Origin of the sequence: Trinickia sp. EG282A, assembly GCF_040965455.1 — a bacterium.
GTDB classification, from domain to species: domain Bacteria; phylum Pseudomonadota; class Gammaproteobacteria; order Burkholderiales; family Burkholderiaceae; genus Trinickia; species Trinickia symbiotica.
The window spans coordinates 583,828-596,359 of the sequence record NZ_JBFRCC010000004.1 but is presented as its reverse complement, the minus strand read 5'-3'; the positions used below and the strand labels follow the sequence as shown (position 1 = coordinate 596,359).

Here is a 12,532-nt window from a genome sequence, read left to right as displayed (position 1 = left end):
GCTGCTTCATGGGCGGCGCAACCGACTGGCGGCATTCTCGGCAGCAACGACAATCAGGTCTGCAAGGCTCGTGCCCATCGGATTCACGGCACGCGCCGCCACTCGGCGGCCAATCTGTCGCGGCCTCGCGCCCGCTCCATCGGGCGAAAGCATCTACCGATTCGCGCGCGGCTCTTGCCGAGGGGCGGGGGCGGGGGCGGGGCCGGCGCCGCTGCCCGCCGCGTCGATCGGCTCGACGTCCTTCGTCGGATCGAAATCGGCCCAACGGCCGTCCTGCCAGCGCCCGTGTGCGCGTTCGATCTCGAGGCTTCCGGCCTCGCGAAGCACGCGCGCCGCTGTCTGCTGATTGTCCGGATTCACGTGTACGGCGAGCAGCACGCCCGAATCGCGCGACTCGTGAGGCACCGCATGATCGGGCACCTTTCCGCCACCCGCCGTATGCGTCATCGCACCAATCAGCGAACCGACATAGGCGCCGATCCCGGCCGCCACGGCAAGCACCAGAAACGGCGCGGACATCACGCCGAACAGCGCGACCCCGATGATGGCGCCCAACACGCCGCCGATCAGCCCGCCCTTGCCCGCACCGACGGAGGCATGCGCGGCCTGCGGGTCGGCATACTCGTCGCCGCCGACCGGATACCGCGCATGCTGGCCGCGCGGGTTGACGAAGAAGAGCGTGACGTCCTCTTCGATGAAGCCGTTCTCGAAGATGCGCCGGGCCGCCGCTTGCGCGTCGGCGAACGTCGTGAACCGGCCAGCCACGATCAGCGACATGACATGTCCTCCTGCTCTTTGCTCGTCGATTTCAAACCGCAGCCAGGAAGCGCCGGGCGGGCATTAGTTCGTTCAACCCGCGTGTCCTCGCTGCTCCAGGGACTCTATGATCTTCCTGTTGAACGCGGGAATGTCGGAGGGCTTGCGGCTCGTGATGAGATTGTCGTCCTGGACGACTTCTTCATCGACCCAGCTCGCCCCCGCGTTCCGCAAGTCGTCTTGCAAGCTCGGCCAACTCGTCATCGTATGGCCCTTCACGATGCCGGCCGAAATGGGCAACCAGCCGCCGTGGCAAATCACGGCAACCGTCTTATGCGCGGCATCGATCTCGCGCACGAACGCTTGCGCTTCGGGTATCGTGCGCATCGCGTCGCCGTTGACCACGCCGCCCGGCAGCACGACCGCGTCGTAGTCGTCCGGTCGCACCTGGTCGAACGTCGCGTCGACGGTCACCATGCCGCCACGGTCCGTATGGCGAAAGCCCTGGATCTGGCCGGGCTTTTTCGATATCACATGTACCATCGCGCCGGCTTCCGTCAACGCCCGCTTCGGCTCGACGAGTTCCGCTTCCTCGAAACCGTCCGTCGCCAGGATCGCGATCTTGCACCCTTCCAACTTCTTAGTCATGAGTCGAACTCCTCGAACAAGTGACGAAATACTGAATCATTCTCGTCCTCCGAACCGAGTCAGCAAGCGTGGTGCCCAGCCTGGCGCCCCGCACAGCCTCTGCCTCGTTCGTCATTTCGCCTTGCGCTCCGCCGGCAATCCGGCGAGCAGATCGGCCATATCGTCGGCATGCTCCTCTTCCTGCGCGAGGATCGTTTCCATCACGCGGCGCGACGTCGGATCCTTGTCGCCGAGATACTCGACGATCTCTCGATAGCTATCGATCGCCACGCGCTCGGCCACGAGATCTTCCTTGATCATGTCGGCGAGCGACGTGCCTTCGACGTATTCAGCATGGCTGCGCGTCAGCAGCCCATCCGGCGAGAAGTTGGGCTCGCCGCCCAATTGCACGATTCGTTCCGCGAGCAAATCGGAATGCTCCAGCTCCTCGTTCGCGTGCTCCAGGAATTCGTCGGCGACGCTCTTCGAATCGATGCCCTTGGCCATGAAATAGTGGCGCCGATAGCGGAGCGTGCAGACGATCTCGGTAGCCAACGCATCGTTGAGCAGCTTCACGACGGTGTCGCGGTCCGCCTTGTAGCCTGCCGTCACCGCGCCCTCGTCGATATGCTCGCGGGCCCGCTTGCGAATCTCCTTGACGTCGGTCAAGAACGGTTGTTGATTAGCCATGATCCCTCCATCGGTTTGCATACGGAAAGTGAAAGTGAAACACCGGCAGCGTCGGGGGCGGCACGCTCGTGCGACGCACCATCAATGGGTCCAGGCATCTAACGTGCCAGTTCGCGCGAATGAGCGAGGCGCCGGTACGGCGGACGCGGGCATGGACGTTGCGTCGATGATTCCATTCATTGCTACACCCACTCATTCATTCCGTTTGTCAGAAAGGGACACCGATGACTCGCAGCTCCACCCCGCACGCGTCGACGCGCCATCGCTCGGGCCGGCCCCCGCGCCAACGCCATGAGCAGGCCAGTGCGGGCAAGAACAAGGAGTCGACTAAAAGCGGCGGCAAGCCACGTCGCTGGTCGCACGAGGTCATGCAAAAGAGCGACGCGCTCGATCTCGAGCCGGGCATCTTCAAATCGGGCAGCGCCGACGAGATCGCACAATCGCTCAAGCGCTCGTCGCTCGCGAGCCACAGGCGCCGGGGCACGCCGTTTCAGTCGGCCATGTCGATGCTGAATTTCTACGTCAATCGCGCGGGGAGAAACTTGCCGAAGTCTCAGCGCAAAGTGCTCGAACACGCCAAGGGCAAGTTGCGCGAAGCGTTCGGCCGTCCCAAGTAACGCGCGGCCCGCGCGACTTACCGCATGCACGAAGCCATCTGGTTCCTCGTCGTCGGCGGGATGTGCGTCGCGATGGGCGTCGCGAGCTCGTTCGTCAAGCGATTGCCGCTGACGGGCGCGATGCTCTATATGGCCGCGGGGTTCGCCCTCGGCCCCGCCGGGGCCGGCATGCTCTCGCTCGATATCGTCCGCGATGCGCATCTCGTGCGCGTGCTCAGCGAAATCGCACTGCTTGCGTCGCTGTTCGCCATCGGCTTGCGGCTGCGGCTGCCGCTGTCCGATAGACTTTGGACGCTCCCGCTACGTCTCGGTCTGCTCGGCATGGCGATCACGATCCCGATGATCGTCATCGCCGGCGTATGGGTCCTCGGTCTGCCGTGGCCGCTGGCCCTGCTTCTGGCGGCAATGCTGTCGCCCACCGACCCGGTGCTCGCTCACGATGTGCAGGTGCACGACGCGAACGATCTCGATACCGTCCGGTTCGCGCTATCGGGCGAGGGCGGCCTCAACGACGGAATCGCTCAGCCCTTCACCATCATCGCACTGATGCTCTGCGCGGGCTCGCTCGCCCATCCAAGCGGGGGACAGGTGTTGGCGCTCGCCGGCGAAACGCTCTGGGGGCTCTTGGGCGGCATCGCGATCGGCGGCATTTTCGGCTTCGCCACGACGCATGCGGTGACTTGGCTGCGCACGAAGCACTCGCAAGCGCTTGGCCTCGAGGGATTTTTTGCGCTGGGGTTGATCGAATTATCGTACGGGGCCGCGCAGCTCGCGCATGCCTTCGGGTTCCTCGCGGCATTCGCGGCCGGCGTGGCCATGCGCCGAGTCGAGCATCGGGCGACGGGCGAACGAACGCCGCAAGCCGCGATCGGGTCGATCGATCCGGCCGACGTGGCCGCCACCGCCGCCCACCCCGAAAGCGCGCACGCTTACATGGCCGAGACGGTGCTCCGCTTCACGGTCGAAGTGGAGCGCCTGGTCGAGATGGCCATGATGATCGTCGTGGGCAGTTTGCTCGCGACGCTGAACGGATCGCTTTTGACCTGGCGCAACGTCGCGCTCTTCCTCGTATTGTTCCTCGTGGTGCGGCCCGTCACGGTCGAGTTGTCGCTGCTCGGATCTCACGCTTCGCGCAAAGAGCGCGGACTGATGAGCTGGTTCGGGATCCGCGGCGTAGGCACCGTCTACTATCTCGCCGATGCGCTCGAGAAGAACCAAAGCAGCGATGTCAAAGCGCTCGCCCCGATCGCGCTCGCCATCGTGACGGCATCGGTGCTCGTGCACGGCGTGTCGGCCACACCGCTGATGCGGCGGTATCGCCGTTACCGCATGCACAAGGAAGAGGTGAAGCGCGACTGAACGTCGAGCGCAGACATTCGATCATTCATTCACGGGCGCGGTCGGATCCGCCGACGTGCCGTAGGGCGGCGGTGCCTTCGGGTCGCTCGTCGTTTCGTCGATCACGCGTTCCACGTCCGCCGTTTTCGCAAGCTCGGCCAGGAACGCCTGTTTGTCGAAGCCCGGAGTCACGCACCCTTGAACGACGATGAAACGGCGCTGCAGCGTGAGCCACAGCGTCGTGCCGTCCTTCCAGTGCGTGGAACGCTCGATGAAGGAAAGCCGCCTTTTGACCGAATCGGCGATTTCCTTGTCGTAAAGATAGCTGTTGGGCAGCCGGCATCGCCCTTCCCACCAACAGCTGTTGCCGCGCTCGATGCGGTAGTGACTCTGGGCAAGCCACTCCGCCTCAGTCTCGAGCGGCCCGAGCGGCGCCGGACAACGGCCAAGCGCGTGCGAAATCTGAAAGAAAGGATCGCCCCCGCGATTGACTCGCGGGTCTCCGGCTCGTGCGCAACCGCACGCAAGCAGCGACAGCAGCGCAAACGTGAACCCGACGCGGCGGCGGCTCTTCGGCGTTGTTGGACTCATCGGTGTCGGCCCCCGGAACGGCGAGTCGCGCGAGCGGCTAGTTAGAAGCCTCACGATTCGCAGCCTCACGATTCGCGCTACTCGATCCCGCCCGATTTGATCACGCTCGTCGCGCTTTTGGCAACCGGGCTCAATGGTGATCGGCGCGCCCCTGGGTCGCGAACTCGAGGACGCGCAGGATCAGCTCTGGCGTCAGCGGCTTGGCGCAATGCGCGTCGAAGCCGGCTTCGCGAGCACGACGTCGGTCGTGTGAGGACGCATAGCCGCTGCACGCGATGAGGACGATTTCCGCCGTGGCCGGATCGGCGCGCAACCGGCGCGCGAGTTCCAGCCCGTCGAGCCCTGGCATCGCGATGTCGAGCAATGCGGCAAACGGCTGCCATTCTCGCGCGATCGCGCATGCGTCGAGCGGGTCGCTCGTCGCCCGGCATTCGAAGCCGTCCGCATCGAGCAAAAGTTGCAACGCCTCGGCCGCATCGCGGTAGTCGTCGACGACCAGCACGCGACGATGATCGGCCATCGCCGGCCGGAACGTCCGCCACAATACGACGTCTTGATTGGCTTCGCCGTCAGAAGAGTCGTTCAACTGGAGCTCCACGGTGCAGGGTCTGTGAGGCACGGGTATATTGCAATGCAAAATACGAACCCGCCTGATCCGGAACCGAAACGGCATGCGCATTGCTGTCGGTTCTGGCACGATTGATGTCGGAACCGAAGGGCCGATTTCAGCGACCCGGTAATCCCAGCAAAATCGAAGAAGGAAAGCTCATGCCGACCTCAACCACGGTAGCGCGCGTCGCCCTCGCCGGCCTGCTCGGCGCAACACTGGCGCCGGCGCACGCGCAGACGCCCTCGCCCCTCGCTCAATGGCAGTACTCGGCTGGCATCACCCTGGAGCAGATGTTCGAGCCGAATCTTCCGAAGTGGCGCATCAGAATCGGGCCATCCGTGAGTTTCCAGCCGCGTTATGACGGCGCGGACAGCTACGTCGTGGTCACCGGCCCAACTATCGACATTCGCTACCGCGACCTCTTTTTTCTCTCGACCGGAGAGGGCCTCGGCGTCAACGTGCTGAGGGGGCCGAACTGGCGTGCCGGCATCGCGATTTCCTACGATCTGGGCAGACGCGCGGCCGACGACATCGATCATTTGCACGGCATGGACAACATCAATCCGGCGCCATCCGCTCACTTGTTCGGCGAATATGTCGTGTCGAAATCGTTTCCGCTCGTCTTGCGGGCGGATTTGCGGCGCGACATCGGCGGCGACAACGGATGGGTGGGCGACCTCGGCGCCTATCTTCCGATGCCCGGCAGCTCCGAGAAATTCACGTGGTTCGCGGGCCCGACCGTCGAGTTCGCCGACGGCCGCTACATGAACAGTTGGTTCGGCGTCAATGCCGCGCAATCGGCGCGCTCAGGCTACGCGCCGTACCATGCGTCCGCGGGCGTCAAGTCCGCGGGCCTCGGCGTCGCGGCGACCTGGATGCCGGCCAAGCACTGGTATGTCACCGGCAACGCGGCCTTCCAGCAACTGTTCGGATCGGCCGCGCGCAGTCCGCTGACGCAGAAGGCGGGGGAAACGGCCCTCGACTTCTCGGTCGAATATGAATTCTGACGGTTGATGTAGGCGGTATCCGACAACGCCTCACGAAATCGCACAGCAATCGCGTCCGCCGCCGATTTCAATTCATGGCGCTTTGCACCACACTGGGCGCCATGAATTCGCCTCCGCCCATCTCCGTCGTCAAAGTGCTCCTTGTCGAGGACTATGCGCCCATCCGTGCGCAAATCGAGCAATGGGTGCTGACGATCCCGGGCGCGACAATCGTCGGCACCGCCGACAATCCCGAGGATGCGCTCAATTTGATCGGTGCGACCCAACCCGATGTAGTCGTCGTCGATCTGCAGCTCAAGTCTGGCACGAGCGGTCTCACTGTTCTCGAGTCGCTGCATGAGCGTGCGCCGTCCGCGGTCGCGGTGGTATTGAGCAACCTCGTTTATCCGCAGATACGGCAGGCTTGTTTCGATCTCGGCGCACGTTACGTGCTCGATAAAGCGGGAGAAGCGTTTCGCCTGCGCGAAGCGATTCTCGAGATCGCGGCCGGAAAGCGCCCGACGTAGCCGGGAAGTCCCCCGGGCAAGCTATTTGCACGTTCGCGGCGAACGACGCGCAACGAACGGAGCTTGCAGATGGCAGACGGGAGCGATGCACCGGTTGGCGAACGGCGGCGACTTGGCGGCTGGCTGCCGCAAGCCGAAGATCAGGTCAGCGCATTCAGGGAGGACCTGGCCCGCCGCGCGCGCGACCGAGCACGCGACGCACCTCGGGCCGAGGTGGTGCGAGATCTCGCGACGCTGATCCAGAACGACGCGGTATTGCGGATGAATCTCGTCCGCGCCATCGACGATGCCATCGCGGCAGGCTACCGGCCCGGCTACTCGACGATCGACGAACTCATCGCCATCATCGATTACCTGATGACGTACGCGCCGCCGTTCAGCGACTCGAGCCTCGTCCATTGTCCGCTCAACGCCGTGCTCGAGTGGCCGATGTGCATGCCGAGCGGCTACGCGTTCTTTCGCGATCCGGCGCTCAACCTGCAACTGAAACGTGTCCTCAACGCATGGTGCGGCTTCCTGTGCGGGCCTCATTCGCGCATGCATCTGCACGAGCGCCCGCCGGACGGCTGGTTCAGCCGGGAAGCCACCGAGAAAGTCGGCATCGATCAATTTGTATGCAGCCCTGATCAACCTCACTGGGGTTTCGCCTCATGGAACGCGTTTTTCACGCGTCAGTTCAAATCGGGCGCGCGGCCGGTCGCGAGCCCGGACGACGAGAAGCTCATCGTCAGCGCCTGCGAGGCGTCGCCTTACGCGATCAGCGGCGGGGCGAACATCCATGATCGCTTTTGGATCAAATCGCAGCCGTATTCGCTGCAGGAAATGTTCACCCCGAGCCAACGCGAACTCGCGCAGCGCTTCGCGGGAGGCTCGGTCTACCAGGCGTTTCTGAGCGCATACAACTACCATCGCTGGCACGCGCCCGTCAGCGGCACCATTACGAAGGCATACCTCGTCGACGGCAGCTACTATTCCGCGCTCGAAGCGGAAGGCCCGGACCCGAACGGCCTCAACGATTCGCAAGGCTATACGACGTCGATCGCCACGCGTGCCGTCATCGTCATCGATTGCGACGTCCCCGAGATCGGGGAAGTCGGTTGCGTCTTCATCGGTATGGCGGAGGTATCGTCGTGCATCATCGACGTCATGCCGGGCCAACATGTCCGCAAGGGCGATGAACTCGGCTTCTTCCAATACGGCGGCTCGACATATTGCCTCGTCTTCAAGGCGGACGTCATCGAGCGCTTCCTCGTCACGCCGCACTCCGGCGGCAAGGCGAAGCCGGTCCACGTGAACGCGCCGGTCGCGCAGGCACGATAGCGCGCCGCGAGAGCCGTTTCGTGGGTACAGCGAACCGGGAAGGCCGCGGCCCCGCCGTTCTCCGCCACAATCCATAGATCATTGGCAATTGCAGCGTAGATCGCGCACAATCTGATCCGATGCGGCCGGCAATCGTTTCCTACAAGCGCCGGCTCCCGATTTCGTCGAAGCCGTCGCGGCGTACCGCCGAGACCCATTCGCGCTACGCCCGATCGCATGCTTGCTGCCGGTTCTTCGCCGTCGCCCGCCGCACCGCCGCCCGGCCGCGCTCGGGAGGGCATGTCCGCCTATCGTGGCGCGTGGCTCGCTGCGCTCGCAACCGCCGCGGTCGTCCTCGTCATCACCGCCGTTGCCGCTTCGCTCGTTCGTGCGCGCCTGCTCGATGCGGCGCAGGAACGCTTCGTGACGCTGTCCGCGCACGTCACGGCCGACCTGCGGCGGGAGCTCGTCATTTGCACCGAAGCGATGCGCGGCGCGAGTGGCTTCATTGCATCGCAACAATCACTCGCGGGCGCCCCTCCTTCGGCCGATGCGTGGGATCGCTACATCGCCCGGCTCGCGCTCGAGGACGCACAGCCGTGCCTGCGCACACTCGGCTTCGCCCAGGCGTCGGGCGATGCGTTCGCCGCCCCGCCAGAAACGCCGATCGCGCGGCTCTCGCTCCTCTGGCCCCTGCACGCCAGCGCCGGCGCGGACGGCATCGGCACGGATCCCGAAACGCGCAATGCGCTGCTGCGCGCGGCCAATACCGCGCAGATCGCGCTGGCCGTGCGCCCGGCGCACGATGAAGAGTCGTCGTCCGACGTCCCGCGCCCCCGCGTCGACGCATTCTTCCCCGTCTATCGCGACGCGCCGCCTCCATCGCAGCCAGCCGAGCGGCGCGCCTCGCTGGCCGGCTTCATCGTCGCGCGGCTCGATACCGAGTACCTTTTCGCGAGCGTGGCCGCGCGCACGCCGCGCACGGGCTTGGAAGTCGTGGCAGGCTCGCCGTCGCGGGTTCTCTATCCACCCGCGGAGACGCCCGCCAACTTGCCGCTGCCGACAGCTTTTTTTCGCCGCACCGACGTGTTGCGATTCGGCGGCGAGACGTTCGCGCTCACTTATGCGACGCGCGACCCGTCGCTGACCGCGGCCGCCGAGTTCGGCACAAACGCATTCGTCGGGTCGGGTTGTGCCGCGGCGCTCGCGGCGGGCGCGGGGGTACTGCTGTTCGGGCGCCGCCGCGTCGCGCCGTTCTCTGACGCCGGCGCGCGCGCGAGGCGCTCGAGCTCGACGCCGAACGAAGCGCGGCTCATGGCCATCGTTCGGTCGTCGCCGGAAGCCATCATCACCATCGACGAGGCGCAGCGAATCGTTCTCTTCAATCCGATGGCCGAACAGCTTTTCCGCTGCGCGGCGACGGAGGCGATCGGCGGGCCGATCGAGCGCTTCATCCCCGAGCGCTTTCGTGAAGCGCACAAAGCGCATATCGAGCAATTTGGAGCGACGGCGGCGGGCGATCGACGAATGGGCCCGCACCGTGTTTTGACCGGCTTGCGCGCCGACGGCGAGGAGTTTCCCATCGAGGCGTCGATCACGCAGTTCGCCGATGGCGAGGGGCGCAGATTCTATACGGTCATGCTGCACGATGCGACGGCGCGCATCGAAGCCGAAAACGAGCTCAAGCGATCGCGCGAGGCGCTACGCAAGCTTTCGGCGAACCTGCAAACCGTCCGCGAGGACGAAAAGACGCGCATCGCCCGGGAGCTGCACGACGATCTCGGGCAACAGCTCACCGCGTTGAAAATGGATCTCTCCTCGGCGCAGCAAACGCTCGAGGGCACGCCCGGCGTCGCACCATCCGCTCTCGCTCAGCTGCAGAGCATGCGCCGGCTCATCGATTCCACGGTCGCGTCTGCCCGTCGCATTGCCGCCGATTTGCGGCCGGTCATGCTCGACGATCTCGGACTGCGCCCTGCGATCGAATGGTTGATCAACGATTTCACGACACGCTACGGTATCGAGGTCGAACGCCGGATCGAGCCGGCCGCCGTCGACTTTTCGCGCGAGGGCGCCACGGCGCTCTTCCGCATCGTCCAAGAAGCGCTAACCAACGTCGCGCTGCATGCGGAAGCGAAGCATGTCAGCGTCGCCCTTGCCGTCGAAAGCGGCCGATGCTTATTGCGGGTGGCGGACGACGGGCGCGGCGCAACGACGGAGGAAGTCGAAGGACGCGCGGGGAATTCGTTTGGACTCCTTGGCATTCGGGAACGGGTTCACTTATTGGGCGGCACGGTATCTATCGACACGGCCGCCGATCGCGGTTTCATCCTCACCGTCATGCTGCCGCTTGCGGCAATACAACAGGAAGAGGCCTTGCCATGACCAAAGTGCTATTGGCTGACGACCACACGCTCGTGCGCGATGGTCTGCGGCACATTCTGCAAGGCACGAGCGGCTTCGAGGTCGCCGGGGAAGCCCACGACGGACCGAGCACGGTCGCGCTCGTGCGAGGCACGCCGGCGGACGTGCTCGTGCTCGATCTTTCGATGCCGGGACCGCGCAACGGCGTCGAGCTCCTCAAGCAGATCAAGGACGAGATCCCCACATTACGGATTCTCGTCCTCACGATGCACGCCGAACAGCAATATGCGGTGCGCGCGTTCAAAGCGGGGGCATCGGGATATCTGACCAAGGAAAGCGCGAGCACGGAGCTCGTCTCCGCCGTAACGAAAGTCGCGGCGGGCGGCGTGTACGTCAGCCTGTCGATGGCCGAGCGGCTTGCTCAAAGCCTCAATGAGCCGACCGATATGGCGCCGCATCAGCGGTTGTCCGATCGCGAGTTCGAAGTGTTCCGGCGCATCGCCTCCGGCCAGACAATTACCGAAATCGCGAACGAGCTTTGCGTGAGCGCCAAAACGGTAAGTACATACAAAACGCGGATTCTCGAGAAAATGCAGATGCCGCACGAGGCGGCGCTGGTCCGCTACGCGATCCAGCATAAGCTCTTCGACGACGGCGAGCAGGTCTAGATCCGAAGCGGTGCGTCACTTGTCCAGGCCAAGACCGCCCGGAGCCGAGCTTTTGCGGGCTGTAGGAAACGCCCTACAAGGCGTTTCCTCAACGCCTACACAATCTTCGTGTGCGGTCCGATATTCATGAAGCCGGGCGGTGACGATACTCAGCGCATGAATTCACCCATCTCGTCCCTGCTGAGAGTTTTCGTCGTCGAGGATTCGACGCTCGTCCGCAAGCGCCTTGCCGCCCGCATCGAACCGCCGGCCGGCGAGGCGCTCGTCGTGGGCGAAGCGGAAGACGTCGAAACGGCACTGCGTGGCATCGAGGCCAGCGGACCTGAGGTCGTCATCGTCGACTTGCGGCTCACGGATTGCCACGGCATCGACCTGCTCCATGCGCTGCGCGACCGGACCGATTCGATCGTCACCATCGTGCTCACGAACTACGCGACCCCTGTGTTCCGCAAGGCGAGCTTCTCGGCGGGCGCCGATTATTTCTTCGATAAAACAACCGAATTCGATCTCGCGATGGAGACGATCGCCCGCCTTGCGCGCGAAAAGCACGAAGGAGCGGCCGGTTAGGCTCGAATGCAATACGCGGCGGCCGTCGGCACAGGCTGCCCGGAACGAATGCAGTAGGCCGCCGCTCCCGATGGCCCAACCGCTTGCCTGATGCAATACGCGGCTGAGGACATATCCGTCGTCTGCTTGATGCAATAGGCCGCTGCCGACATATCCGCGGTTTGCCTGATGCAATACGCCGCCGACGACACATCCACCGCTTGCTTGATGCAGTATGCCGCCGAGGAAGCATCCGCCGCTTGCTTGATGCAATACGCCGCCGAGGACGCATCTGCCGCTTCTTTGATGCAATATGCCGCCGACGACGCATCCGCCGTTTGTCGAATGCAATATGCCGCCGACTGCACATCCGCCGTTTGCCTGATGCAATACGCCGCCGACGACGCATCCGCCGTTTGTCGAATGCAATATGCCGCCGACGCGCCGTTCTCCCCGGCGCGAATGCAATAGGCGGCCATCGCGCCTTCCGCGGATCGAATGCAATACGCCGGTGCTTCGGCGGCCGTACCGAATTCACGCATGAAAAGCGCATGGCTGCTGCGCGCCGCGTCGGCAAGACGCGCTTCGTCTTGCGGGCCGTCGATCCCGATATACGGGTCGTGATGCACCATATAGCCGAAGATCCGCTCACAATCGGCGCCATAGCGCTGTGTATCGAGGATATGCATATGCCAGAATTCGTCGACGGCCTCGCTCGGAACGACCGGCGCGTCCGGATATTTGGCGATGATCTTCAAAAATTGCCGATAACCCGCCTCGGCACGCGCGACGTCGTGCTCCGTCACCGCCCCACGATGCTTGTGGAGCAGCTTCGATTTGATCCTCTCGAAGTCCAGTTCCTCGATGGCACTCCACATGGCCGCTGTGTCGTTTTTTCTTTCCTGCATGGTCC

General features: G+C 64.3%; 14 protein-coding genes. 8 read left to right on the top strand and 6 right to left on the bottom strand.

The features are described from left to right. Nucleotides 1-153: 153 nt before the first annotated feature. From AB4Y31_RS21915 to AB4Y31_RS21905, 3 genes are all read right to left on the bottom strand, one after another. Complete coding sequence (locus tag AB4Y31_RS21915; RefSeq protein ID WP_368675757.1) at nt 154-777, bottom strand: hypothetical protein; 624 nt, start codon at nt 775-777, stop codon at nt 154-156. Nucleotides 778-849: 72 nt separating this feature from the next. Further along, entirely contained in the window at nt 850-1,404 is a 555-nt protein-coding gene (locus tag AB4Y31_RS21910; protein ID WP_018443914.1) for a type 1 glutamine amidotransferase domain-containing protein, read from the bottom strand. Nucleotides 1,405-1,515: 111 nt separating this feature from the next. Further along, nucleotides 1,516-2,073, bottom strand: a complete 558-nt coding sequence (locus AB4Y31_RS21905) for a bacterioferritin (protein WP_018443913.1) — start codon at nt 2,071-2,073, stop codon at nt 1,516-1,518. Between the two features lie 224 nt (nt 2,074-2,297). Here AB4Y31_RS21905 and AB4Y31_RS21900 point away from each other — a divergent pair, with 224 nt between their 5' ends. Continuing rightward, complete coding sequence (locus AB4Y31_RS21900) at nt 2,298-2,690, top strand: DUF3175 domain-containing protein (protein ID WP_368675756.1); 393 nt, start codon at nt 2,298-2,300, stop codon at nt 2,688-2,690. 24 nt (nt 2,691-2,714) lie between these two features. Further along, entirely contained in the window at nt 2,715-4,049 is a 1,335-nt protein-coding gene (locus tag AB4Y31_RS21895; protein ID WP_368675755.1) for a cation:proton antiporter, read from the top strand. Between the two features lie 21 nt (nt 4,050-4,070). Here AB4Y31_RS21895 and AB4Y31_RS21890 read toward each other — a convergent pair whose 3' ends face one another. Further along, complete coding sequence (locus AB4Y31_RS21890; protein ID WP_368675754.1) at nt 4,071-4,619, bottom strand: BON domain-containing protein; 549 nt, start codon at nt 4,617-4,619, stop codon at nt 4,071-4,073. 130 nt (nt 4,620-4,749) lie between these two features. Continuing rightward, nucleotides 4,750-5,205 (bottom strand): response regulator, encoded by a 456-nt coding sequence (locus AB4Y31_RS21885; RefSeq protein ID WP_368675753.1) that lies wholly within the window; start codon nt 5,203-5,205, stop codon nt 4,750-4,752. Between the two features lie 182 nt (nt 5,206-5,387). On the opposite strand from AB4Y31_RS21885, the gene AB4Y31_RS21880 reads away from it, so the two are divergent. The 6 genes from AB4Y31_RS21880 (at nt 5,388) to AB4Y31_RS21855 (ending at nt 11,640) form a co-directional block, all read left to right on the top strand. Continuing rightward, complete coding sequence (locus AB4Y31_RS21880) at nt 5,388-6,236, top strand: MipA/OmpV family protein (protein ID WP_368675752.1); 849 nt, start codon at nt 5,388-5,390, stop codon at nt 6,234-6,236. 74 nt (nt 6,237-6,310) lie between these two features. Further along, nucleotides 6,311-6,742 carry a response regulator transcription factor gene (locus AB4Y31_RS21875; RefSeq protein ID WP_368675751.1) on the top strand — a complete coding sequence of 144 codons (432 nt, stop codon included), beginning with the start codon at nt 6,311-6,313 and terminating at the stop codon, nt 6,740-6,742. A 69-nt stretch (nt 6,743-6,811) separates the two neighbouring features. Next, nucleotides 6,812-8,062 carry a phosphatidylserine decarboxylase family protein gene (locus AB4Y31_RS21870; RefSeq protein WP_368675750.1) on the top strand — a complete coding sequence of 417 codons (1,251 nt, stop codon included), beginning with the start codon at nt 6,812-6,814 and terminating at the stop codon, nt 8,060-8,062. A gap of 279 nt (nt 8,063-8,341) precedes the next feature. Next, entirely contained in the window at nt 8,342-10,426 is a 2,085-nt protein-coding gene (locus tag AB4Y31_RS21865; protein ID WP_368675749.1) for a PAS domain S-box protein, read from the top strand. Continuing rightward, on the top strand, nt 10,423-11,073 hold the full coding sequence (locus AB4Y31_RS21860) for a response regulator transcription factor (RefSeq protein WP_018443903.1): 651 nt from the start codon (nt 10,423-10,425) through the stop codon (nt 11,071-11,073). Before AB4Y31_RS21865 ends, AB4Y31_RS21860 begins: the two co-directional genes overlap by 4 nt. A 156-nt stretch (nt 11,074-11,229) precedes the next feature. Then, nucleotides 11,230-11,640 carry a response regulator gene (locus tag AB4Y31_RS21855; RefSeq protein WP_026230268.1) on the top strand — a complete coding sequence of 137 codons (411 nt, stop codon included), beginning with the start codon at nt 11,230-11,232 and terminating at the stop codon, nt 11,638-11,640. Here the strand turns inward: AB4Y31_RS21855 and AB4Y31_RS21850 are convergent. Then, on the bottom strand, nt 11,637-12,527 hold the full coding sequence (locus AB4Y31_RS21850) for a hypothetical protein (RefSeq protein ID WP_368675748.1): 891 nt from the start codon (nt 12,525-12,527) through the stop codon (nt 11,637-11,639). The genes AB4Y31_RS21855 and AB4Y31_RS21850 overlap by 4 nt on opposite strands. Nucleotides 12,528-12,532 lie beyond the last annotated feature (5 nt).